This is a genomic window from Patescibacteria group bacterium, from assembly GCA_028707065.1.
GTDB lineage: Bacteria > Patescibacteriota > Patescibacteriia > Patescibacteriales > WJLG01 > JAQTUZ01.
In genome coordinates this window covers 1-25,008 of record JAQTUZ010000008.1, presented here as the reverse complement: position 1 = coordinate 25,008, position 25,008 = coordinate 1, and the positions used below count along the sequence as shown (strand labels likewise).

General features: G+C 44.7%; 24 protein-coding genes. 7 read left to right on the top strand and 17 right to left on the bottom strand.

Going from position 1 to position 25,008, the window contains the following annotated elements; translation table 11 throughout:
- Positions 1-52 precede the first annotated feature (52 nt).
- The 5 genes from PHE24_03555 to PHE24_03535 all read right to left on the bottom strand — a co-directional run bounded on the left by PHE24_03555 (position 53) and on the right by PHE24_03535 (position 6,432).
- Positions 53-2,551 carry a 3'-5' exonuclease gene (locus tag PHE24_03555; protein MDD4902189.1) on the bottom strand — a complete coding sequence of 833 codons (2,499 nt, stop codon included), beginning with the start codon at positions 2,549-2,551 and terminating at the stop codon, positions 53-55.
- 217 nt (positions 2,552-2,768) lie between these two features.
- Positions 2,769-3,305: a M48 family metallopeptidase gene (locus tag PHE24_03550; GenBank protein MDD4902188.1), complete on the bottom strand. Its 537-nt coding sequence runs from the start codon at positions 3,303-3,305 to the stop codon at positions 2,769-2,771.
- Between the two features lie 91 nt (positions 3,306-3,396).
- The gene (locus PHE24_03545) at positions 3,397-4,851 is read right to left on the bottom strand and encodes an FGGY family carbohydrate kinase (GenBank protein MDD4902187.1); all 1,455 of its coding nucleotides are present in this window, start codon (positions 4,849-4,851) and stop codon (positions 3,397-3,399) included.
- Positions 4,852-5,015: 164 nt separating this feature from the next.
- Positions 5,016-5,654: a hypothetical protein gene (locus PHE24_03540; GenBank protein MDD4902186.1), complete on the bottom strand. Its 639-nt coding sequence runs from the start codon at positions 5,652-5,654 to the stop codon at positions 5,016-5,018.
- 139 nt (positions 5,655-5,793) lie between these two features.
- The gene (locus PHE24_03535) at positions 5,794-6,432 is read right to left on the bottom strand and encodes a hypothetical protein (protein ID MDD4902185.1); all 639 of its coding nucleotides are present in this window, start codon (positions 6,430-6,432) and stop codon (positions 5,794-5,796) included.
- 300 nt (positions 6,433-6,732) lie between these two features.
- Here PHE24_03535 and PHE24_03530 point away from each other — a divergent pair, with 300 nt between their 5' ends.
- Positions 6,733-7,050, top strand: coding sequence for a hypothetical protein (locus PHE24_03530; GenBank protein MDD4902184.1), 318 nt, complete (start codon positions 6,733-6,735; stop codon positions 7,048-7,050).
- 171 nt (positions 7,051-7,221) lie between these two features.
- The gene (locus tag PHE24_03525; GenBank protein ID MDD4902183.1) at positions 7,222-7,494 is read left to right on the top strand and encodes a hypothetical protein; all 273 of its coding nucleotides are present in this window, start codon (positions 7,222-7,224) and stop codon (positions 7,492-7,494) included.
- A 51-nt stretch (positions 7,495-7,545) separates the two neighbouring features.
- Here the strand turns inward: PHE24_03525 and PHE24_03520 are convergent, their stop codons facing one another.
- Entirely contained in the window at positions 7,546-7,719 is a 174-nt protein-coding gene (locus PHE24_03520; protein ID MDD4902182.1) for a hypothetical protein, read from the bottom strand.
- A 110-nt stretch (positions 7,720-7,829) separates the two neighbouring features.
- Between PHE24_03520 and PHE24_03515 the strand changes: the two genes are divergently transcribed.
- Positions 7,830-8,570, top strand: a complete 741-nt coding sequence (locus PHE24_03515) for a hypothetical protein (GenBank protein MDD4902181.1) — start codon at positions 7,830-7,832, stop codon at positions 8,568-8,570.
- A 210-nt stretch (positions 8,571-8,780) separates the two neighbouring features.
- On the opposite strand, the gene PHE24_03510 is transcribed toward PHE24_03515, so the two are convergent.
- Positions 8,781-9,812 carry a hypothetical protein gene (locus PHE24_03510; protein ID MDD4902180.1) on the bottom strand — a complete coding sequence of 344 codons (1,032 nt, stop codon included), beginning with the start codon at positions 9,810-9,812 and terminating at the stop codon, positions 8,781-8,783.
- A 125-nt stretch (positions 9,813-9,937) separates the two neighbouring features.
- Entirely contained in the window at positions 9,938-11,647 is a 1,710-nt protein-coding gene (locus tag PHE24_03505) for a hypothetical protein (protein ID MDD4902179.1), read from the bottom strand.
- A gap of 532 nt (positions 11,648-12,179) precedes the next feature.
- Between PHE24_03505 and PHE24_03500 the strand changes: the two genes are divergently transcribed.
- The 3 genes from PHE24_03500 (at position 12,180) to PHE24_03490 (ending at position 16,542) form a co-directional block, all read left to right on the top strand.
- Entirely contained in the window at positions 12,180-12,452 is a 273-nt protein-coding gene (locus PHE24_03500; GenBank protein ID MDD4902178.1) for a metal-sensing transcriptional repressor, read from the top strand.
- An 86-nt stretch (positions 12,453-12,538) separates the two neighbouring features.
- On the top strand, positions 12,539-13,882 hold the full coding sequence (locus PHE24_03495; protein ID MDD4902177.1) for a sulfite exporter TauE/SafE family protein: 1,344 nt from the start codon (positions 12,539-12,541) through the stop codon (positions 13,880-13,882).
- 308 nt (positions 13,883-14,190) lie between these two features.
- Entirely contained in the window at positions 14,191-16,542 is a 2,352-nt protein-coding gene (locus PHE24_03490; GenBank protein MDD4902176.1) for a cation-translocating P-type ATPase, read from the top strand.
- Between the two features lie 137 nt (positions 16,543-16,679).
- Here PHE24_03490 and PHE24_03485 read toward each other — a convergent pair whose 3' ends face one another.
- The 9 genes from PHE24_03485 to PHE24_03445 form a co-directional block, all read right to left on the bottom strand.
- The gene (locus PHE24_03485) at positions 16,680-17,465 is read right to left on the bottom strand and encodes an SIMPL domain-containing protein (GenBank protein ID MDD4902175.1); all 786 of its coding nucleotides are present in this window, start codon (positions 17,463-17,465) and stop codon (positions 16,680-16,682) included.
- A gap of 80 nt (positions 17,466-17,545) precedes the next feature.
- Entirely contained in the window at positions 17,546-18,016 is a 471-nt protein-coding gene (locus PHE24_03480) for a methylated-DNA--[protein]-cysteine S-methyltransferase (GenBank protein MDD4902174.1), read from the bottom strand.
- Positions 18,017-18,110: 94 nt separating this feature from the next.
- The gene (locus PHE24_03475) at positions 18,111-18,443 is read right to left on the bottom strand and encodes a hypothetical protein (GenBank protein MDD4902173.1); all 333 of its coding nucleotides are present in this window, start codon (positions 18,441-18,443) and stop codon (positions 18,111-18,113) included.
- A 162-nt stretch (positions 18,444-18,605) separates the two neighbouring features.
- The gene (locus PHE24_03470) at positions 18,606-19,076 is read right to left on the bottom strand and encodes a DUF2127 domain-containing protein (GenBank protein ID MDD4902172.1); all 471 of its coding nucleotides are present in this window, start codon (positions 19,074-19,076) and stop codon (positions 18,606-18,608) included.
- A 6-nt stretch (positions 19,077-19,082) separates the two neighbouring features.
- Positions 19,083-19,544, bottom strand: coding sequence for a 23S rRNA (pseudouridine(1915)-N(3))-methyltransferase RlmH (locus PHE24_03465; protein MDD4902171.1), 462 nt, complete (start codon positions 19,542-19,544; stop codon positions 19,083-19,085).
- 90 nt (positions 19,545-19,634) lie between these two features.
- The gene (locus tag PHE24_03460) at positions 19,635-20,114 is read right to left on the bottom strand and encodes a DUF5666 domain-containing protein (protein MDD4902170.1); all 480 of its coding nucleotides are present in this window, start codon (positions 20,112-20,114) and stop codon (positions 19,635-19,637) included.
- A gap of 144 nt (positions 20,115-20,258) precedes the next feature.
- Positions 20,259-21,479, bottom strand: a complete 1,221-nt coding sequence (locus PHE24_03455; protein ID MDD4902169.1) for an ABC transporter permease — start codon at positions 21,477-21,479, stop codon at positions 20,259-20,261.
- Between the two features lie 151 nt (positions 21,480-21,630).
- On the bottom strand, positions 21,631-22,341 hold the full coding sequence (locus PHE24_03450; GenBank protein ID MDD4902168.1) for an ABC transporter ATP-binding protein: 711 nt from the start codon (positions 22,339-22,341) through the stop codon (positions 21,631-21,633).
- Between the two features lie 31 nt (positions 22,342-22,372).
- Positions 22,373-24,274, bottom strand: a complete 1,902-nt coding sequence (locus PHE24_03445; GenBank protein ID MDD4902167.1) for an efflux RND transporter periplasmic adaptor subunit — start codon at positions 24,272-24,274, stop codon at positions 22,373-22,375.
- Positions 24,275-24,295: 21 nt separating this feature from the next.
- Between PHE24_03445 and PHE24_03440 the strand changes: the two genes are divergently transcribed.
- A partial coding sequence (locus PHE24_03440; GenBank protein MDD4902166.1) for a hypothetical protein occupies positions 24,296-25,008 on the top strand: 713 nt, incomplete at its 3' end.

Below are 25,008 nucleotides of genomic sequence, written 5' to 3'. Positions count from 1 at the left end.
AAATAATTTTTGCGAACTCGCCAGCTTCTCAACTAATTAACCAATTAACTAATCAACTAAAAAAATTGATGTGTTTCTCATCAATATAATCAATAAACCGGCTTTTGGTGGCGGTATAGCCATTATCATTATATTGGCTGTAAGAAATAAAAATCTTTTTCTTGGCGCGAGTCATGGCCACGTAAAAAAGGCGCTTCTCCTCTTCCAAATCCGATTTGGCGATCGGAAAAATATACTCGTTCATGCCGATGATAAAAACATAATCGAATTCCAGGCCCTTGACCTGATGGGCGGTGACAATCGGAATTTTTCCTTTTTCCAAACCGAGGAAATTTATATCCTTGACCAGGGCGGCATAATGGATCAATTCGCGCAAAGAAACTTCCGGCCGCTTATCCGGATTGTCTTTTTCGGCAAAGACTTTTTTCAATTCCTCGATCGATCTCAGGCGCTTGCCCGCCTCCGCCAAGGCTACGGCGGACGAAGACCGCCCGGGGTCGTGCTCGTAAAATTCTTTGAGCCCTGATTCTTCCCAGACTTTTTCCAAAGCTTCGGGCGGCCTGACTTCTTGCACTACTTTCTGCCAGGCGTCGATCACACCCGATAATTTCAAAAATTTAACCGAATATTCCTGCCAAGTTTTAACCCGCTCGGGCGCGCCTTTTTTCAGCCGTTCCACAACCACGCCCAGCAAACCGACGGTCGCCGACACATCATCTTCAGCATCATGCGTGGCCGTGGCCAGTCCCAATAATTCCGCCAAGGTGCTCAAACGATAATTGGGCGACTCCACGACGCGCTTGGCCAGATCGAGCGTGTCATAATATTCTTTAAAATCAAACGTCACTCCCCGTCGCTTGCCGTTCTCAATAAGCATGGTCAAGTCGAAAATAACATTATGGCCGATCGTTGCGTCGCCTGCGATAAATTCCTTCAGCTCCTGCAAAACCTTGGTCGGATTTTCGCCTTTTTCTTTCAAGAATTTATCCGACAAGCTGTGGATCGTTTCGGAAAAACCGACCGGAACGTCGTTCTTTAAATAGCGGCTGAAGCGGCGCTCAACTTTGCCGTTAATAATCTCCTGGGCGAAGATCTGGACAATATCGTCGGACAAAACATCGGTGCCGGTCGTTTCCGTATCCAGAACTATCAACCGTCCCTGATCAAATTTATTGATCAGATTAAAGAATGGTTCGGGGTATTTATAATTCTTGAAATTCAAAAAATCCGAAACTTTCATGCCGATCTTATCCCCTTTTTCCACGATCGCCTTGAGCGTAGCTGACCCGATATTGCGCGGCGGGCGCTTGACCAGGCGGTAAGCCGCTTCCAGATCAAAGCGGTTAAAAATTATTTTCAAGTAAGCGTAAACGTCTTTCACTTCCTGGCGGCGGAAAAATTCGTATTTATCCACCGTAATATGGGCGACGCCCTTTTCGGCAAAAATATCCGCGGTCTTAGTGATCAGATTATTGGTGCGCGAAATGACGACGATCTTAGCCTCGGGTTCTTTTTCGCGCAAATCTTTGACTTTTTCAATCACCCAGGAAATTTCTTCGCGGAAATTATGGGCGGAAAAAACATTGACCGCTTTTTCTTCCGTATCATTTTCCTTGAGCGTCTTTAATTCCTGGGTCGAGTGATTCATAAAACTTCCCAGAAAAGATTTGACCGCGGCCAGAATATTCGGATCAAAGCGATAATTGGTGGACAAGCTCAATTCAACTACGGCGGGGAAATGCTTTTTGATCAGCTTGGTGAGAAATACCGGCTGGGAGCCGCGCCAAGTATAGATCGTCTGATCCAAATCACCAATAAAAGAAACATTCTGATGAACTTTGGCCAATTCTTTGACGACCAGATATTCGGAAAGATGCGTGTCCTGGAATTCGTCCAGTTGGATAAAACGATATTTGCTTGCCCATTTCTTTTGAACTTTCTTATCTAAATATAAAGTCCGCAAAGCAAGCAAGACCAATTCATTAAAATCCAAAGCGTTCTGCTCGGCCAATGCCTGATGATATTCCGCGCCGATCGCCTCCATCGACTTGTCGGTTTTTAACTCATCGATCGTAATGCCGATCTCCCTTAACAGGCCATTCAGGCGGGCGTCGTAAACTTTTTCAATCAGATTGGAAATTTCCCGGCTGGCTTTTTCTTCATCAATTCTTACTTCCGGATGTTTTTCCAAAATCGTTTTCATCACTTCTCTTTGTTCTTCTTCCTCGAAAATCACGAAGTCCCGCGGCAAACCGATCGCCTTGGCCTCGGCCTTGATGAAATAAGCGCACCAGCCATGGAAAGTCTTGACCGTTATCTCGTCGTAAATCTTTTTATTATTAATTTTCGCTTTGATGCGCTCGGACATTTCTTCCGCTGCCCGATTGGTAAAAGTCAAACACAAAATTTCTTCCGGCTTAATCCCCGATTCAATCGCTTTCGCCACCCGCTCGGTCAAGATCGTCGTCTTCCCCGTTCCCACCGGCGCGGAAATTATAAATACGCCATTGATACTTTCAATTATTTTTTTCTGTTCATCATTAAATTCCATAAATTTCATTTTCTGAATTATATTTTGCAAAATCTTAATGCCGATTTTCACACACCCCGTCAGTCCTCCGCCCGAGGCGGACAAGGCGGCGGACTGCCACCCCTCTCTAGAGGGGACTTTTTACCGGCTGATTTCTTCGTTGCGAAGTCCCCTCTCGAGAGGGGTGCCGAGCGTAAGCGAGGCAGGGTGTGTTACAGCGGAAGAATCGATTATAATTTTAGTAAAGATTTCCTTTCTTTAATAATTTTTTTCGTAATATTTTATAATTAGGGATTGTTTTTTCGACTAACTTCCAAAATCTTGCCGAGTGGTTCATCTCGCCTAAGTGGCAAAGTTCGTGGACGATCAAGTAATCAGCGAGCTCTTGCGGCAGAAAAACGATCCTGTAGCTGAAATTCAGATTCTTCTTGGCCGAGCAGCTTCCCCAGCGGCTTTTCTGGTCGCGGACGCAAACGCGTTTGTATTCAAAATTATAAAAAGAATTAAAATGTTCCAATCTTCCCCAAACCAATCTCTCCGCTTGCCGTTTATTTTTTAAATAATCAGCCTTGGTTCGTTGCGGCTTAATTCTTAATTCTTCTTTCTTAATTCTTATCTTATCGATTAACCATTTTTTTTTGGATTCCAAGAATCTAAGCCCCGCCTCTTTCGAGACCCACCAAGGAATCGTCAACACGGCAGTCGCGTCGGCGCAGACTCGCAGGCAGATATTCTTGGCTCTCCGGCTCTTTTTGATTTTGCAGCTAATCTCCATAAGGCTCTATTATATCGCCAGCAGCGCAATTAAGCAAAAAAACGCCGCAGTTCATGATTAAAACTGCGGCGGAATTAAGGCCAAAATGGCCTTAGCTTAAATACTTGCTTAAAAAAACACCGATATCCTCGGGGATATAACCGCGTCTTTGCACTTCAGAGGTCGGGCAAAGCTCACCGATAATATCCGGGGCGTTTCCATCGCTATCGCCGATGATCGCGTTGATCATGGCGCCCAGAGCCGCCGCTTTGTAGGCGAGCGGACCTTTGTGGTCGCTTAAGAACAACCTCAAACCGGGCTGCAATATTTCCAGGCCGATAGCGATCACTTCGCGAAAAAAAGATGATTGTGACAGACCGCCGGTCAAAACCACTTTATTGATAGTGGCTTCAGGATCGACGACCTCGACCAGCATTTTTTTGACCAGGAGGAGCAATTCCAAAGCGATCGAAGCCTGCACGCTCGCGGCATGACTGGCTAAAGGAAAGTGGACCCAATCGCGCGGATAGCGCTCGACCAGATCATCGCCTTTTTTTTCTTGCACCACCCGCACCAATTCCAGCTCAGCGCCGAGAGCAATGCGATCTTCTATATCCGTATCGATTGCCCCATACGTCCCGCCGATACTATGGTGTTCGACAAAATCTTTGTACCAGGCCGCGCAACGCGGCATCATCATCAGCAGCAGCTTTTCATCGTAATATTCGAAACAAGCCGCCGCGCCTAAGCGCTTATCTTCATCATGGCTGATACGGACGACTGTCCCGCTGGTTCCGGCGGAAACAACAATCGCGCTGTCGGAATTCAATCCGCAGCCGACAGCTCCGGCATGATTGTCGCCCAGGCAGGAAATGACTTTCCAGCCCTGCAAGATGGAACAGATTTTTTTCCAGGCCGATTCTTCTATTCGCACCCGCCCGACCTCGGCGCCGCTTTCGATCACGGGCGGAAACCATTCGGGTTCCAAACCGCACGCCTTGATTACCTCGGCCGCCAGGCATTTATCCGCCTGCTTAAGCAAGCCGTTGCTTAAGGCGTCAGACGCGCTTAAGCGCTCAATACCGGTTAGCCGATATGCGATATAATCGCCGGTCGTCATCACTCTGTTAACCTGACCAGGGCACGAGATCTGGGCTAAAGCCCACCCCAGCTTCGACAGGATAAAACGTTCTTCGACTTTTCCCACGATCTGCCGAAGATCCTCTTGCGCGTTGATCCATTCCGTCATTTTTACGGCCGCGTTGCACTGCCAGCTTAAAGCCGGAATTACAGATTTGCCGTACTTGTCCAAAACAACCATGTCATGCTGGCGGACGGAAAAAGAAAGCGCGCCCGGTGAGGAAAAATCCCAGCCTTTTTCTATCAGCTGTTTCAAAACCCCTTCCATCATCTCGGGCAGATAGTCAAGGTCGAATGCCGGCTGTTCCAGCCATTTCGTTGCTCCGAGCATATCGACCGAAGCGAAACCTTCATCGCCGTTGATCCCTTTAACGCCGCCGGTCAGACCCGTCGTGCTAAGGTCAAAACCTAAATATTCAGCTAACACATCAACCCCCTAAAGTTAAGGTGAATGGATTATGTCTATATAAAAAGAACTGAACAGATAAAATTATCATATTCACTTATAAAAATCAAGGGGTAAATAATAAAAAACCGCGATTTCCTTTTCGGGAAACCGCGGCAGACTGAAAAATATCCGGCTGAAATTTTTTATTGAGTCACGAGCCAAGCACGCGACCAAATGCGGTAAACGCCATTACGGCTATTCTCCTCCATAAAACCGAATGATAATTTCTCGCGTGCAGAATCGCCGTCTCCGCCAAAAAGACCCGCGAGCCCCTTTTGCTCGTCCTGAACATAACTTGTTCCCCAGCGGTTTCGTTCAAACTCCATGAACGACCAGAAAACTTCAACAACGGATAACTTCTGTTCACGAAAATTGTCATATTCTTTGTCGCTGATAACTTTGAACAGAAACCGAAGCGCAAAGCGCGTCACGATTCGCAGTTGAGTTAAGCATCCCTCGACCCCCGGCCGTTCTGACTCGACGGCAAAGACTGCAAAAAAACGACTGTCCTTTTCCCCGACTTTCAGAATCCTCATCAAAGCTTCAAAATCCGCGCGGGCAATATCGTTATCAAAATACAGGCATCCGCCGCAGGGCTGATGGCGAGGAGCGCTCGTAAAAACATTGAAATTAGCGCTCGGCCGGTTTCCAAAAATACCGGAGGAAGCAAGCTGCGCCAAATTGCTCGGCAGATCCTGCGGCAGGTCCGCAAACATCATCGAAGGCGATAAGCGAACGTCATCGCCAAGATCAAATGGCTTTCTGACCGACCTTTTGTCCATTTTTTCCTCTTTTCTTTTGGTTATAATATTTTAGGTGCTTTCAATAATAAATTTTCAATCGAGCATACCATAATTTATTAATGCCGTCAACGCAAAACAAAACCGCAGCCCGGTTAAGGCTGCGGAAAAATATTGAGAGTTATTTTTTCTTGGAAACTTTTTTCTTAGAAGCAATTTTCTTTTCTGCCTTGGCCACGGGAACCTTAGCGGAGACGGGCTTTTTCACTTCCGGCTTGTCCGCCATAGCTTTAGCGGAGGTGGGTTTGACGATCATTTCCAGAGGTTTAACGGCGGCCGGTTTAATGACAGCCGGATTCAAATAATTAATAATCTTATCCAGCTTGGCATTGAGCGCGGCGAATTGCTGATCATAACTGGCTCCTTTCGGGCCTTGATTAGAAGCAGAAGGTTTGGCTTCATGTTTGCCATCGCGGCTGAAACAATCAGAGCAGAAAATATCGCGTCCCGGTTTCGGTTGGAAAGGAACCTGGCAAGGTTTGCCGCATTTAGCGCAAGTGGTATCGTACATTTTTCGATTCTCATTTCTCGGGCGTTCATCCCGTCTTTCTTCCCGGCGATTATCTTCGCGATCTCCGCCGCGGCCCGATTGCTTAAAGCAAGCGCTGCACAGCACCGGCCGGTCGCCGGACGGCTTAAACGGAACTTCACATTTCTGACCGCATTCGGCGCAAACAGCTTGATACATCTGTCTTGGCGCATTGCGGTCAAAACTTCTGTCCCGGCCGCTAAAATCTCCTCCTTGATTAAATTTACTCATAGAAATTAGATTAATTGTTTATCTTAAAAAATTATACCACACAAAATCTTAAAAGTCAAGAAAAACAAACCCCCTATATTATAAGGGTATGTGTTCCTCTCCTTTTCAAGGAGGGGCTGGGGGTGGTTATCGCCGATAGTGGCGATTATTCAAGGTTCTTGTCCATTATCTTTGCCGGCAATTATTAAGAATCATTTATGGCCTTGACATTTGCACTATTATTTGGTATTATCAAAAGTTAATTTTTAAAAATAAAATTACATTAAAATCACCAACAATCTTTCGAAAAAAGGAGTCAATATGAGCATCGTTCTGAGTGATTTCTCAGTCGCTATAAACTACCGCCGCGGACAGTTCACTGTCGGCCAAGCCGAAGAATTCATCAACGGAACGATTAATGCCGAGTTCGCCGATCGAGCCGAGTTGGAAAAACTGATCTTTGGTTCTTTGAGCGACCTGAAGCATATCGCGAGCAAGAACAAGATAACTGCCGACCAGGAACTTTGTTTAACGACTTCTGCCGCGGGCAGGAAGATCGCCGAACTCGTCCTCAAGCATGACAATGATGTCTGCAATTTGATAATCAAAGGAGGATGGGAAAGAGGGATGCTGATCTGAAATTCTTTCAGACAACAAAAGCCGTGAATGCGTTCGTTCACGGCTTTTTTATTTTAACTTTTTCAGATTGGATTGCTTATTTTTAAATTTCCTGATAATATTTTTTGAACGGTCCTTTTTTGAAAATAAGGCTTTTTTCTATAAACATTTTAACTTCAGCCAGGAGGAACGATGATAAAGAAAGGTGATTATTTTCTTGGTTTGGGAAATGACGTAATCTTGAAGGTCACTGGTCGATTCAAAATGGACGATTCAATCCGGTTTAATTTATCCGCCCTTAGACCGCGCGAGAACGTCATTATCGAATACACCTCTCTCAAAAAAACAGATCTTGAAAATAGCAACTTCAAGCTACTCAGCAAGAACAGCTCAAGGCTAAAAAGAGAAAAGGCAATCCTTGAGAATGAGTTGAAAAGAGAATTGAAAAAAGTTCAAAACTTCTAAAGAATCAATTTATCGCGATTCCCAATAACCAACCCGCAAGGATTGGTTATTTTATTCTTTAACACTTTTGTCCAGCTTTTCTTTTCGCGCCTTGATCCGGCTTTGAGCCAAAGATGTCCAGCTCAAAATGCCGATGGCATTCTCCACCGCTTCCTTTTCTTCGCCAGTTAGCGAATACTTTTTCAACAAGCCGATCAGAATTTCGGCCGCTTTTTTATCATCCATAGATATTAAGTTAATTGGTTAAAACTTGACTATTTAACTTTTTCGTTATATTGTTTTCTTGGCTCTTTTAACAACCTTTTTAAGTTTCTCTATCCGCGAAGGAGGTAATTATGAATCGCCAATCAATCATCGTGATCGTTTTGTGCTGCAATTTTATCGGCTGCGCGATATTTATCAGTCCGGCTACTTACAAAAAAGACCGGCAAGAAAAGAATTACCTGTCACACTACGTTGAAGCCACCGGCGTCTTTTCTGATATTCCCGACAAAAATTTAATGGATGAATTGACTTTATTTAACGATCCGAATTACGGCGATGTTCATGCCATACAAAGCCGTCTTTCGTTTGAGTATAATCTGGGCGAGGAATATATGATGCGCGTCAACAAAGGTCTGATGCTGTTCCCGGGGATCAAGGTATCTTATTTTTCTCAGTTTACAATAGATGTGACGACGGGCTGGTATCAAGATCCTTGGGACCGCCGCTATCATGCTTCCCTGGATCCTGATTATGCGTTAGAACCGTATTTCGGAGCAGAAATGCGCGTACCTCCCAAAAGCAACCTTCCCATATTCGCGAAGGCAAGCATCGGCATTCCTTTCATTCATTATGAATGGGATAAACATTATGATCTCCAGCTTGATGAGAGCTATGCAAACTGGAAAAGATATTATGTCGATCATTCTGATGTCTGGAGCGTGGGGTTGAGCGGAAAATTTTCACTTGAGGTCTATGTTATTGGAATCAGTTATAGCCTGAGGTATACCCCAATAGCAATTGCCGGCGCAAGAACGAAATACTTCATGCAAGGAATATCTTTGTATTTCGATTTTAACGGCGAGAAGTTCTGATGTTTTTTTCAAAAGAGCCTGGAAGCAACGGGCTCTTTTTTATTTTGGTTCAGCCGCAGTCTCGCCGCGGACTGCGGCGAAACCAAAACTTTTCCGTAATCATCGGGTGACGATTAATCAATATCGTCACCATTTTTTATACTTAAATAGGGGGTGAGCCACTTTTTTTAAAAAAAGACCGCCTAGCCCAGGCGATCTTTTTTAAACCGTTTAATTCTTCCCCTTCCAGATCCGCTTAACTAATTTCCAGCCGAATTTTACGACGAGCAGCAGGATGATGATATAAAGCGCATACTGCAGAATAATCAAGATGAGCGCGACAAGGCCGACCGAAATATCTTGGGCGATCTGATTGACATCGCGGACGAATTTCTGGATCGCCGCGACCCAGGAATCCTTCAGGACTTTTCCGTCGACGAATTTATTTTCAGTGATGCTGACGCGGAAATTCACATAATCCAGGCGGTCAAGCTGGTCGGCTTTTGAGCGCTGAAGCGAGGCGAGCTGATTACTGATGTTGATCCGCTGCTGGGTCAGCTGCTGGATCGTGTTGATCTTGCTGTCGATTATCTTAGCCAGGCTTTCAACATCCTTCACCTGATTAGCCAGCTTCATAATATCATCGTAAGCGGCGGTGGCATTCTTAAGAGTATCATCGATCGATGCCAGCTGATTCTTAAGAATATCGATCTCGCTGGTATAATCATCGACGACCTGCTTGATGGTATTGGTATTCTGGTAAAGATATTTGGGGTTGAGCTGCTTGATGATCGCCAAAATTTCCTCGGCTTTATCCTTTTTGACCTTAAAAACATAATTACAGCCATTATCAAATTTATTGGCATTCTCGAAAATGACGTAGTCTAGCGGTTTGAGGTCGGCAACTTTGGCGCAGGTGCTATCAAGCTGACGCGTTTCAATCGTCGCATTATATTCGGTCACTTCGAATTGCTCGGCAGTGCTTCCGGTCGTGCCGCCATTTTGATAGATCGGCGTGCCCGGAGTTGAAACAACGTTCCGGATCGACAAACTCGCCGTGCCGGGAGCCGCGTAAGAAGCCGATTCGCCGTAGCCTTTGGCCGCATCATAGCTAGTGCCGGACTGAATAGGCATAATGCTGGTTGTGTTCCTAAGATTATTCGGCATCATTGCCACGATCGAAGAGCCGACCAACCGGAAAAGGATCACGATCACAATTACCGCCAAGAGCGAAAGCCCGGCAATCTTAATAACTTTTGGCATATTAAGGTTGAATTTTTCGAACAAATTCATAAAGTATAAAGTTAATTATTAGCTATGTAATCATTATACCACCTTGGCGCAAAACAAACGCCCCAGTCCAAGGCAAAATTGTAGCGGAACCAAAACTATTTTTTAATATCGCGCCTTGGGTTCCATGTATTATTGTGTGGCACGTAACAATCTTTTTCAATAAATTTGTACCCCGCATATTCAACTTCACAATCCTGCACAGTGAAATGTTTATTAATTCGGGGGTAAAATTTCTTCTCTTTTGCTATTTTATACAAGGTCGTAATATCTTCATTAAATGGCTCTTTAATTATCCACCAAAATAAATCCTCACTAACAATTGGGGGGCCATCATCCGTATTTACTGCTTGCGAACCAATTGAGTTTTTTGAAAGAACAATTGACCCAAAATTAATATTATTGATTTTAGAATATTCTATTCCTGTTTTTTTAGCCAGCTCATTTTTACTACTATTGAGCCATTTTTCACAAATACTGGCTTGCTCCCTTCCCTTTCTTAATTCCGGATCGATAAGGCTCGAGTAATCTCTTATTCTATTGGGGGGAGTCAACCATTTCAATTCAATTGATAAACCAAATTTTTTATTGAAATCAATAACTAGCAAATCAATATTCGTACCAAGAATATTAATCCCCCTTTCAAAAACCCAAATTTTTCGTTTCCGTAACTCTGATATTATATTTTCTCTCCAATAATTCTCCTTCTCGTTACCCCATTTTGAGTGAAGTTGTCGATTCTTCCTCTCAAGCATTAGCCAAGCGTTCCTTTCTGCATTTGAACTTCTAACAATTTCGTTACTCAGAGCCAACACAGGATCACCAATCCGGTAAAAGCAATATGCCGTTACACCAATTTTATTTTTATTGCGTCTATTGCTAAAGTCATATGTTAAGTCGTCAATAATGTGCTCGATTTTGTCGGATGGTAAATTTGATAAATTTTTTATCATTTTTACCCATTTCTGCTTTGAATTGAACATAACCAAATTCTGAAAAAATTTATTTGGTTTAACGTTAAGTTTTTCCCTTTTTGAAAAAATTCCAAAAAGAAGAAAACTGTGAAGAGTGGCTATTGTTAAAATAGCAACGAATGCCAAACGAAAATCGCTCACGCTATATCCTCCCAATTCCCATTTTTCATCTAACCTCCATTGCAACCTTGTTTGCTCCTTTAGCAGTTCATTGTATACCGGATATATTTCTGGAATATTAAAATCGAAATTAAAGAAATTTGTATTCCCCTTTATTTTAACTTTATTTGAAAACGCGATCACATTTTCCAAAAACCCTTTCATTTTTAATATAACACTTGGCACACTATTAAACTTTTCTACTTCGTGCGTACCAATAAAATAATTTATAACCTTAAACAATTGAGTTTCCTGATCTTTCTGCGTCAACAATATTTCTTTATCGGTTTTAAAATTCCAATCCAAAATATTTTTTCTTATGTAATAAAAAATGTCGCAAATATTGCCGTAATTTTGTGATAGACTAAAGGCTAATTTTAATTCTCTAAGAGTACTTTCATCGAATTTATAGTCAAAATTATTAATTGATTTGCAATATTCATGAGCCCAATCTATAGAATTTGAAACACCCCTCAAATTTTGGCACTCAGTAGAGTGCCCATTGGCTAAGTAATTTTCCAAGGTTGATGTTTCTTTATTTGATAAAGAAACAAATTCTAAATATCTAAGTAAATTTAATACCATTAAATTTCTAGATGAGCCGAAAATAGGTTGTTTTGAGATATACCCATCAATTTCTTTTTCTATAATTTCTAACTTTTCACTGGGGGACATAACTACTACAATATAATTATTTTTGTAATTTTAACCAAATTTATTTAAAATCTACCACTTTTCAAAAACTTCGACAAGGCCAAGCGTGGTTCCTTTCGCGTGGCGCGAGATTGCCACGCCAGGGGCTCGCAATGACAAAAAGACAAAACAAAAACCCCGGTTTAACGGGGATTTGTTTGCCATGCATATCATCTCCTCTAATTCTTATCTCTTAATTCATAATTCTTAATTGTCTATTTCATCATCCCCGAACTGAAGCGCGCGAAGAGAAAGAAGAGGGCGGGGAAGAAGATCATCATGATGAGGGGGGGCGACGAGCGAGATGTAATTGCGCTTGTTCGGCTTGAACAAAACTAAAACACACCCCGTCTCGCCAGGGGCGATCCACCCCTCTTGCTAGAGGGGAATATATTACCCTCTTGACGTTTTTTTTGATAGGGTTTATGATAATGACATACCCCCACCCCAGGTATGGCGGGAATTACAAATGACAAATTAAAAATTACAAATTATTTTTTATAAATTATATTTTATGACTAACGAGAAACAAAAAGCGCTGATTGGTTTCAAAAAAGCCAAATCGCTGGTGGAAAAAATTATTAAGATGACGGAAGAGAATAAATACTGCATTGATATCATGCAGCAGAATCTGGCGGTCATCGGACTTTTAAAATCAGCTCATCAGCAGCTGATGGAAAATCATCTGCATACTTGCTTCAAGAACGCGATGGCGAGCAAAAACGAAAAGGTGAAAGCGAAGATGGTCGAGGAAATTTTAAGAGTGAGCAAGTTGGCTAATAAATAATTTAATAAACGTTTTCTGGCAGACCGGCATAACACACCCCGTCTCGCCAGGGGCGATCCACCCCTCTCTAGAGGGGAATATAAAATATGAAAAAGATTACTTTCAATATATCCGGGCTGCACTGCTCTTCTTGCAAGGTATTAGTGGAAGCGGAAGTGGGCTCGCTTCCCGGGGTAAAAAAAATAATCGTCCTCTTCGATAAAGGACGGGCCGGAGTTGAGTATGACGAAACCAAAACTGATCTGGATAAAATCTTCAGTAAAATAAAAGAACTGGGTTATACGCCGGAACTTTTGGATATTACCGCCACCGGCAAAAAGAAATTTAATAAAAACTGGATTGGCGCCGGAATTTTTGTGCTGATCTTCGCTGGCGGATATTTTCTCATCCAGGCCTTGGGCGGCTGGGAAATAATGGCTAATTTGAACAACGAAAAAGTCGGCTATGGCTTAATTTTCCTGATCGGGCTTTTAGCCAGCTTCCATTGCGTCGGCATGTGCGGCGGATTCGTGATGGCATACTCAACCAGACAATTACAAATTAAAAATTACAAATTACAAATTTCGTCTCACAAACTCCACCTACAATATAATTTAGGGCGATTAATCTCCTATACCGTGATCGGGGGAATATTGGGAGGATTTGGGGCGTTCTTCGGAATCAATCCGAATTTTTCCGGAACGCTTTTGCTGGTGGCGGCGATCTTTATGGTTCTGATGGGCTTGTCGCTGGCAACAGAAATCAAATGGCTGAATAAAATAAAAATACAGACGCCGGACTTCATCGCCAAGGTAATCTTCAAAAATCGGCAAAACCGCGAACCGAAAGGACCGTTCGTCATCGGTTTGTTGACCGGCTTCATGCCTTGCGGACCACTGCAAGCCATGCAGCTTTATGCTTTGTCCACCGGCAATTGGCTCGTTGGCGCTTTATCGATGGCCTTTTATGCCCTGGGCACCATTCCCCTTTTGTTCGGCTTCGGCCATTTTGTCTCAACGCTTACGGCGAGCCGGATGAAGCAGCTTTTAAAAATTTCGGGTATAATAGTAATAATTCTGGGTCTCTTCACCTTTGGCCGCGCGATGAGCAGCTTTGGTTTATTAAATCCGTCAGCGCCAAAAACTCCGGCTCAAACAACGCCTGCGCCGACGCCAGCCCAGGCTCAAACCGCGGAATTGACGGTTGGCTATTCCGGCTATCAGCCGAATGTCATCTATATCAAGAAAGGCGTGCCGGTTCATTGGGTAATCAATTTGCCAAAATCGATGGGCTGCACCGATGCCATCATCCTTTATAACGGCCAAAATCAAATAAGCAAAAAACTCAATATCGGTCAGACAGTAATCGACTTTACTCCAGAGTCAGGCTTGAGCGAAATAAAATTCTCCTGCGGAATGAAAATGGTCTGGGGAAAATTCATCATTCAATGACAAATTACAAATTAAGAATTACAGATTTGTTTAGTTTGTCATTATAATGATTGCCAACGAACAACTTTATTACTTAAAACATTGGTTATCTTGCGCGGGATAGGAACAGATCCTTCGCCCGGGGCTCAGGATAACAAAAAAGGGATGAAAATGGTCTGGGGAAAATTTATAATTCAATAATAAATTATTTAAAAAAATATTTAGTTGTAATACTAATTCAATACGAATACATACTAATATAACGAATTATTTTAAACGGGCATTCGTTATATTAGTATGTATTCGTGGATTAGTATTACATTTAAAATATGACTAAAATCTCATTAAACATTGGGGGTATGGATTGCGCGTCCTGCGCCCAGAATATCAATCGCAATTTGAAAAAACAGACCGGCATAATCTCCTCTGACGTCAATTATGCCAATGGCAAAGCTTATGTCGAATACGACGAGGCAAAGATCGGCTTAGACAAAATCAAGGAAATAATTAAAAAAACCGGCTACAAGGTCTTGGAAGATGGCGCGATGAACGACCACATGCATCATGGCGAAAAGACGAGCGGCAATTGGCAGCGAAACAAAACTATCTTGGCGCTGATCTTTACCGCCCCCCTTTTATCCCGGATGATCTGGGCATGGGAGATCCCCGGAAGCTTTTTAAATCTTGGCTATACTGATTGGCTGCAAATCATCCTGACCGCGGTGATCGTTTTTATTTTCGGCTGGCAATTCCACAAGAGCGCCGGCAAGCAGATCATCCGCGGGCAATTCAATATGGATTCGCTCATCTCGCTCGGCACGCTGACGGCTTTCTTTTACAGCCTTTGGGCGGTCTTTGCCGATAAACCGATGTATTTCGAATCCGCCGCTTCCATCGCCGCCTTGATTCTTTTAGGCAAATATTTTGAAGCCAAAACCCAGGGGCATGCCTCGGATGCGATGAAAAAATTAATGGAATTGGGAGTCAAGAAAGCTTTGATCATCAACGCGCAGGGGGGAACGGCAGAAAAAAACATCGAGGAAGTGCAAGTTGGCGAAGTTGCCTTGGTGAAACCGGGCGAAAAAATTCCCTTGGACGGAATTATTATTGAAGGCCAATCGGATATCGACGAATCAATGCTCACCGGCGAAGGCTTGCCGGTTGCCAAAAGATCAGGCGAAAATGTTTTTGGCGGAACGATCAATAAAGACGGCCAGCTAAAAATAAAAATAACCCAGACCGGCTCCAATACTGTGTTGGCCAAAATCATTAAAACCGTGGAAGAGGCGCAAAGCTTCAAGGCGCCGGTGCAGAAATTAGCCGACACTATTTCGGGAATTTTTGTCCCGTCAGTCATCGGCGTAGCTATTTTGACTTTAATTGGCTGGTTATTGGTTAAACATGATTTCACGATTGCCATTATCAACGCGGTGACGGTTTTGATCATCGCCTGCCCCTGCGCGCTGGGCCTGGCCACGCCGATCGCAGTGATGGTCGGCACCTCCGTTGGTGCCAAGAAAGGGATCTTGATCAAGAATGGCGAGAGCTTTGAAAAAGCCAAAAAGATCGATACCGTAGTATTCGATAAAACCGGCACGCTCACTTTGGGCGAACCGAAGCTTTATGAAGTAATTCCGGCGCGAGATTATTCAACCGATGAAGTCTTGAGAATCGCCGCCAATCTGGCTTCAGGTTCAACTCATCCCCTTTCCCGCGCGATCGCCATTTACGCTTCGGGCGATCAAAAATTCTGCCAAATAAACAAAGAAGATGCTGATAATTTCCCATTAAGAGCCGGCGGCGAATTGCCGGCCTTGAAAAAAATGCCCAACGACGAAGGCTGTCCGCCGGGAGATTTGTTATCGGCAACCACCAACTTTAACACACCCCGTCCCGCCGAGGCGGCGGTCCACCCCTCTCAAGAGGGGAATTTTTCTTCCCGGTCCGGCGCAGGAATCACTGAATACCCTGGCCGGGGAATTGGCGGAAAAATTAATGGCGACCAATATTTCTTGGGCAACTTAAGGATTTTGGATGAAAATAAAATCGATAAAACCTGGGCGGAAAAAGTAAGCCAAGAGAAAGCCGAGGAAGGCGGCAGCTTATTATTCCTGGCCAAAGCCGACCATGTTATCGCCGCTTTTCTCTTAAGAGATGAATTAAAAAAGACCGCCGAGGAAGCGGTTTGGAGTTTGAAAAAAATGGGAATTGAATCGATCATCATTTCCGGCGATCGCGAAGCCGCCGTGCATTTCACTGCCTCGCTTCTGGCCGTCGACAATTTCTTCGCCGAAGTTCTGCCGGCGGACAAGCAAAAAAAGGTCAAAGAATTGCAAGATACGGGCAAGAACGTGGTCTTTGCCGGAGACGGCATCAATGATGCGCCGTCGTTAGTCCAGGCCGATCTGGGAATAGCAATGGGCGCGGGCGCGGATATTGCCAAAGAGGCCGGCAATATCATTATTATGAAAAACGAGCCGATCAAGATCGTCGAGGCGATAAAATTGGCCCGCAAGACTTTCGGCATCATCCGCCAAAATCTTTTCTGGGCTTTCTTCTATAACGTCATTGCCATTCCGCTCGCTATCCTCGGAATTGCCAATCCGATCGTCGCCGCCTTCGCGATGATCATGTCGGATATCACGGTCATCGGCAACAGCTTAAGGATATACAGGGACTAATTGCCTAAATAAAAACATAATCCGAATACTACGAATTGTATCCGAATACTACGAACTCTACGAATCGAATAATTTTTCGTGGATAGGTTCGTTGTATTCGGATATTTTGTAGGTTCGGATTATGTTTTTTTTGTTGATTATTTCACCTTGTAAGTCAGAATCACATCATCAGTGATATCCAGCGAGCCGCTTTGGATCGAAGCTGTCGGTGCGGCCGCCACTCCGCCGCCTTTAGCCATCATGTCATAAGTATTGGCATAATAAGGCATCGGGCCGGTATTTTCCGTCACGTTTATCAGCTTGCCTAATTTCAAACCTGATTGCTTGGCGATAGTCTTGGCTTTCTCGATCGCCTTTTCAATGGCCAAAGCGCGCGCCTCGGCCTTTAGCTTATCCTGATCATCGATCGTGAAAGAAACCCCGCCGGTCTGGTTAGCTCCGGCCGCGATGGCTTGCGAAATAGCATCGCCGACTATATTCAAATCCCTTATTTTAACAGTGACTCCTTCGGTCAGCTGATAGCCCCGCAAAACATTGCCTTGCTGGCAAGGAATCGATGAACTTAACGGGCAGCTTGTATAATCATAGATCGGAGCCAACTGATATTGCGAAGTCTGAATATCCGCTTTATCAATTTTTAAATCGGTCAAAGCCTTGATGATCGCGTTCATTTTGGTATTGCCGTCTTTGACGATATCGCCGATATTTTTGCTGACGGTCGATTGGACGCTGAAATCAACCGTGGCGACATCCGGCGGAGCGGTGATTTTGCCTTGCGCCGTTACCACGAATTGGTTCTGGTCATTCTGCATGATCTTGTCGCGCAAGATCGCCAGGATTCCCAAAGCGATGGCGCCCAGTACAAGCACCAAGACGATAACCATCTTGAGCTTGCCGTGATGAAAACAATTTTCTTGTTCCATAGATTAGTTGATTAGTGAATTAGTTAATTAGTTTGGCTGTTAAAAACTTTCACTAATATAACGACGGCCGCGCGATAAAATTACACTTTATTTTCAAAATCCAATAGCCACTTTTTATGTTTCAAGCCGCCGCGATAGCCGGTCAAGCCGCCGCCCGAGCCGATCACGCGATGGCAAGGGATGATGAATAATATCTTGTTGCGGGCGCAGGCCGAAGCGACCGAGCGGGCCATCTTTTTCCCGCCTAATTTTTCCGCCAGCTCGGCGTAAGAAGTGGTTTTGCCGAAAGGAATTTCCGCCAGCTTCTGCCAGACCTTTTTTTGCCAAACAGTGCCCTTCAACTCCAAAGGCAGAGCGAATTTTTTCCTGTTCTCGTAAAAATATTCCTTTAATTGCTTGAGGCAATTTTTGAGCACGTCTGGCTGGCGGGCGTTCTTCTTTTTTTGATCAGAGAACAGAACCGAGCAAATCTTATCTTTACTCGCTTCGATCTTCAAGACGCCGACCGGTGACTCTAAAAATGCCTGAAATAGCTGATCCGGCTTATTCATATAGAGCATTTCTATAGCACCTCCATTTTAGCAAAAAGTGGGGAAAACAAAAATACCCCTTGCTATTCAATCGTTGAATAGCAAGGGGCGGTTATTAGAAGATGAAGGCTAGATTACGATATCCGCTACGAGCGCTGGCTTTGCGCGAGCGGGGTTTGGGGACATACTTTGGTTTGTTCGGGTCAGGAAAAAGTTTTTGATCGGTGGGAAAAAGAAAAATGTCCTCGTGTTCTTTTGCCATTAATAACTCAAAGGAAGTTTTGGATAAAGGCGAAAAGACACTTACCGCATCTGAACCTGGAAAAGCCAGATGGCAAAAAAGGACTATTTTCCCGGCAGGAATTTTTTCCCAGCTAATTTCTGCGACCCTTTCTCCGGTTTCCTTGATATAAGCCAAAGTATCTGATCCAAAAGTACATTGCCTCATCCTGACTCCTTTTTTGTGAGTTAGTAAACAACAATCCAAATCATAATAGTATAGCATAAATATTATATAATGTCAATAATATCATAATATCAAAACAAAAAAAGGCCAAAATAGCCTTTTATAATAACTAATAAACCTTTAGCTGTTTACCTTCAGCCGCCGCTAAACAGTTCTTTTGAGTATTTTATACTCAAGAAAAGTCAAAATAATCACCAAAAAGTCAAAGGCCGAAAGAGCGATCAAAGATAGAGAATGGGTAAAGCTAAAACGATAAAGCTGATAAACGATAAACAGCATGAAAACTATGATTGCCGCGGGGTAAGCCCAGTGCCGGCGGCGCAAAAGCGAAACCACCAGAAAAATTTTAATAGCCCCGTGAATAAAAAAATAAACTGACCAAAAAGTCTGCAAACCCAGAGTGTAATTTTGAAAAGCGTGAATTAAATAATTAGCCACTAAGTCCTTGGGATCTTCGCTGATTTCGTTCTGCGTCAAAAAATTCACTAAGCGGACGATAATCGCCGGCGGAAAAACAACGATCAAAATACTGCCGATCAATTCCAGCGCGCCATTCAAACCTTTAAGTAAAAGGCTTAAAAGAAAAATATTATGTTCAGTGAATTTTAATTTCATTTTAATTTAATAGTGGTAGGTTTTCCCCCGGGCAATCGTCGCGGCCCGATAAATCTGCTCGAGCAAGATCAAGCGCGCCATTTCGTGAGGAAAGGTCATTTTTGACAGAGAAAGCTGGGGATATTTTTTAAGCGCTTCTTCGTCAAAACCAAGCGCGCCGGCAATTACGAAAACAATCTTGCCGTTAGCGGCTGACATTTTTTGCGCAAATTTAAGCGAGTCCATTTCGCGGCCGCGCTCGTGCAATAGAAAAATCTCCGCGCTATTATATTTTTCCAGCGATTTAACAATCCTCTCCCCCTCTATCTTCTTGGCTTTTTCTCGACTTGATTCACTGAACGCTTCAGGGGCCAATTCTAAAATTTTAACCGCCGCGTACGGCTTAAGGCGCGTAAGATATTCTTCGATCGCGCCGGAGAAAAAATTATTTTTTATTTTGCCAATGGCAATGATTATTATTTCCAACATATTAATGCATATTAATGCGAGCTTAACATCTTTTCGGCAAATTTTCAACTAAAAAGCCCCGCTTGTCTAGAGCGAGGCTTTTTTAAAATTTTATTTCGCTGGCACTGGCGCGGCTTGGCCTTGATCCGGAGCGCCCGCCGGCCGATTTCCGCCAAAACCGGAATTTCCCAATTGCACGCTAGTTGCCGTAATACTGCCATCGGAATTGGCCGTTCCGCTGACTACGACTTGCTCGCCGGCAACCAGATCGTCGATCGTCCCGGTGGCCGACTTCATAATTTTCGAATTGGCGGAAAGGAAAACGATTTCCGAACCGCCGCTGTTTAATTTTACCGTAAAGCTTTTCGAGTCGTTCTTGGACAAGACGCTGCCGGCGGTAAATCCGGCGCCGTTGCGGCTGCGCTGGCTGTTCACTGAACCGGTAAAATTACCGCGATTAAAACCCTGGCCTCCGGGGAATTGCGCCGCAATCTTCTTTGCCGCCATTTTTTGATATTGCATACCGCCAAAAACGCCAACAGCCAAAGCAACAATCACCGCTACTACTAAAATTGTAATGTTTTTTTTCATAAAATGCTTTTATTAAAAATTAAATTATGTCCATAACACGAATACTACGAATTGTTCGCGAATACTACGAACTCCACGAAACGAACAAAAATGTTAAATTGTTCGCGGTATTCGCGTAAAATTTGTGGTATTCGTGTTATATTTTTATTCAAATCTCAAAGCTTCGATCGGATTCAATCGCGAGGCGCGGCGGGCAGGATAATAGCCGAAGATCAAACCGATCGCCGCGGAAACGCCGAACGCGAGTATCACCGAAGAAAAAGAAACAGCCGCCGCGATACCGGCAAATTTAGTGACGATCAAAGACAGGATCCAGCCCAAGATTATCCCCAAAAAACCGCCGGTGAAAGTCAGCATCACCGCTTCCATTAAAAATTGCGAATTGATATTATTCCGCGTCGCCCCGATCGCTTTGCGCAAGCCGATCTCCCGAGTGCGTTCCGTGACCGTCGTCAACATCATATTCATAATACCGATGCCGCCGACCACCAGGGAAATTCCGGCGATCGAAGCCAAGAGCATCGTCAAAGTATTGGTCACGCCGGAAGCGGCGTTAACAATATCCGATTGGTTCAAGACGGTGAAGTCGGCAGTGGCCGCCGTAAGCTTGTGCCGCTGCAAAAGCAAATCAGTGATCTCCTGCTGGATCGCGCTCATGTCGTTGGCGCTATCCGCTTCGACGCTGATCTGCGAAACATAGCTTGAGCCCGCCAAAAAATGCTGGGCGGTGGATATCGGCACATAAATACTGTTATCGGTGTTATTAAAGCCAGTGCCTCCTTTAGCGGTGGTGATGCCGATAACTTTGAAAATTATTTGTTTGATTTTAATTGATTGGCCGATCGCATTGGCATCAACGCCGAACAAATCATCGCGCACGGTCGGGCCGATAACCGCGACTTTAGCGTCCGAAGAAACCTGTTCGGAAGTGATGAACGTCCCAGAATCAACACTCACATTACGCACCGAAGAATAAGCATCGTTTGTTCCGATAACTTGGGTATTAGTATTGCTCCCCTTAGCCGTAACTTGATAACGGCCGGAAAGCTCCGGGGCGACAGCCTTTGCTTGAGCGATTTCCTGATTGATCGCATCAGCGTCTTCCTGAGTAAGCGTCTGGGCGCTGCCACGGCCGGCGCTGACCCCGGCGCCGAAATTGCGCTGGACTCCGGGCGTGATGATCAATAAATTGGAGCCGATCGATTGAATACTGGCTTGAATCGATTTTTGCGATCCTTGGCCGATCGACACCATGGCGATCACAGAACCGATACCGATGACAATACCAAGAATAGTCAGCCCGGTCCTGATCTTATTAGCCGTTAAGGCACTGTAACTTTCTTCGAACAAATCGTTAATTCTCATAAAATTATTTGGGCATAAAATGCGAATACTACGAATTATACACGAATACTACGAATATTTTTCCGAACATTATTGATTAATATTTTTGTTTCGCAACAGTTCGTAGTATGCGGTCCGCCAGCTGGCGGATTTCATAGATTCGGATTATCTTTTATTTTTTCACCTTTTCTGCCAGACGCTTGTTGCGCGTCTTGGCGTCGCTCAAAATCTTTCCATCCTTAATTAGAATGATCCGATCGGCATGCTCGGCGACATAGGGCTCGTGGGTGATCAAGACGATCGTCCTCCCCTGGCGGTTAAGCTCCTGAAAGGTTTCCAAAACAACATCGCCGGTCTTGGAATCAAGATTGCCGGTCGGTTCATCGGCCAGAACGATTGAGGGATTATTCACCAGCGACCGGGCGATGGCCACGCGCTGCATCTGGCCGCCGGACAATTGATTGGATAAATTATGAAAACGCGATTCATCCAAACCAGCTTGCACCAGAGCGTGCTTAGCAATCTCTTCCCGCTTGCTTTTTTCCACATTGGCATAAACCAGCGGCAACGCGACATTACGCAGAACCGTGGCCCGGGGCAGCAGGTTAAAAGCCTGGAAGACAAAACCGATCTTGGCATTTCTGATCACGGCCAATTTATCATCGGATAAAGTGGAAACGTCAATACCATCAAGAAAATATTGTCCGCGGGTCGGCGTGTCCAGGGCGCCGATAATATGCATCAAGGTCGATTTGCCCGACCCGCTTGGACCCATGATCGCGACAAACTCTCCGTCATTTATCTTGAAAGAGATATCTTTTAAAACCTCGGTTTCCAGCTCGCCGGTTTTATATGCTTTATAAATATTTTTACATTCTATCATTTGGATTAACTAATCAATTAATATTCTGTAATTAATCTCCGGGCCTGGTAACCGCCCGAACCGCGCCACCGCTAAAACCGCTGCCGCCGCGATTGGCGCTGCCGCCCAAAATATTACCGATGCCGGAGCTGGTTTGCGTTGAAGTCTTGGCGGCCGTGCTCAAATTGATCGTCTGCGTAACCACCGCCTCGCCTTCGGTCAATCCGGAAATAATCTCGGTATAAGAATCGTCAGCAATGCCGATTTGCACGGCCACGTTTTGCGGATTACCCGCCGCGTCCAAAACTTGCGCGTAATTGCTTCCGCCCTGCGTTTTGATCGCCGCATTCGGAACGGCCAAAACATCGGTTTTAACATTAGTGATGATAGCGGCATTCACGCTCATGCCCGGCTTAACGGCCGGATCATCGGCATCAAGGCTGATTTTAACATTATAAGTCACCACGCCCTGGCTGACCGTGCCCAAAGTATCGATATCGATAACTTTGCCAGTGAGCGAAAGCCCGTCGATTGCGTCAAAGGTCAAAACCACCGGCTCGCCGACTTTCACCTTAGCCACATCCACTTCGTTCAGCGGGACGTTAGCCACTTTTTGATTAGTGATCAGCGTTGCGATCACTGTCGAAGCCGAAACCTGATCGCCTTTTTGCGCGCTGGCTACGGCAATTTGCCCGTCGAACGGCGCGACGATCGTGGTGTTATTATAAGCATCCACCGCTTGCTGATATTGGCTGCGAGCCGAAGAAACCGAAGCCAGAGCCGAATTAATTTCCTGCTTGGTCGGCGGCTCCTTTAATTTAGCGAATTGATCCTTGGCCGTCTGCCAGGAATTATAAGTAGATTGCACTGAAGCTTGGGCTGAAGCCAACTGCTGTTCGGAAGTAAGCTTTATCGAGTCTAAGCTGTTTTGCGCGGCCACGACAGCGTCTTTAAGATCTTGCGAAGCGTTCTGAACGGCGGTAATGCCGGTATTAACCGCCGAAAGCTGGCTATTGATGCTTGATTTATATGAATCGATCTGCGCTTGCGTAACGTTGACTCCTGACACCGTATTCTGCAAAGCGTCATAACAATTATTCAGCGATGTTTGCGCTTGGTTCAAAGCATTAACCGCGTCGTTCACCGCCTGATTGACATTAATGTCACTGCGATAAGTCTCGGCATTATTCAAGCTGCTGTTAGCCGCGGCTAACAGCGTTACCGCCCGCGCATAGCTGTCTTTAGTAAGGCCCACCAGCCCGGAATTCAAAGCGCCAAAAGTGTTTTGAAAATTATTATCGGTAAAAATTTTATTTTCCGCGTCCAGCGCCGTTCGATCCACCGTCAACTTATCGTTGATCGTGTTCAAGGTCACCCCCCGCTGATTGGTCGGATTAGCCTGGCTGGTAAAATCTTCCAAATCATCCAAAGTGTTTTGCGCCTGAACAATATTGGTAGCGGTGGTTTTGATGGTATTTTGCTGGGAAAGCACGGCGTTATTATAGGAATTCTCCGCCTGCGTCACGCTGTTCCGGCTGATCTTAAGATCGGTGGCGTCAGTGCCGGCCAGCAAAGTATCATAACTTGCCTGCGCGTTGGCGAGCGAAGCTCTGGCCTGATTCATCGCCGCGATCGCGTCGCGCTGATCAACCACGGCAATGACCTGCCCGGTCTTGACCTGATCGCCCTTCTTGATATTCATCGCGATTAACGCTCCGGAAGTTTGCGGCTTCAGGTCAATGCTGTTCAATTCGGAAACCTGGCCGGAGCCGGTTATTGAAACGGAGATCGTTGTTTTAACAGTCGCCTCGGTGGCATAGCGGTATTTAGGCGCGCTCGGAAAAAATTTCTGGTAGCCATAATATCCGCCGACCGCTAAAATGATGATCGCCGCTCCGGTCATGATCTTATGGGCGGCAATAATACCCTTGATCTTCAGAAAAAAAATTTTCATATAGCTAAAAGTTACAAATAAATGGTATCAACCGCGGGGCAAGCCCTGCGCCCATCTTTTCTAAAAGGTATCCTCGCCGCAAGCGACTTAGGCATTTATCATCGCTCGCTCGGAAATAATCGCAGCTTAGGCGCGGGATTATTTCGCTCGCTTCGCTTGATAACCAATCTTATCATCGCTCGCTCGGAAATAATCCCCGCGAGGCGCGGGATTATTTCACTCGCTTCGCTTGATAACAAACTAATCCAGCTGATATTATACCAGAAACCAAAAATTGCCCATACCGATTATATTACTAATACGAAAATTTGGCTTATCTTCTTCAAAAAAGCGGCTTTTGCCCAGCAAAAACCGCTAAAGTTAGAACCCATCTCAAAAATAACTTTCAAGGCGTTTCGGATGATTATTTTTGAGATGGGTTCTAAATTAATTGATTGTCGTCCCCGTGCCATACCCGGCCGGACTATGGCCAGGGACATTTATACACTCTACGGGAGGGCCATAGAATGCTTATACCCATTAATACGCAAATCGAAAAAAATTCTTCATTTAAAATTTAGCTTGAATTTCATTTCAGTAAAAGAGGAAAGCCGTCCGGCAAATCAACTCCGCGCTGATCATCGCTCCTTTGATGGAAACGCGGATCATTTTCGAACCGATGGAAAAAATTCCGCCCCGGGCCGACCGGCAGAATTTCTCTGGCCTCAAACATGTTGGCGCCTATTTGAATACCG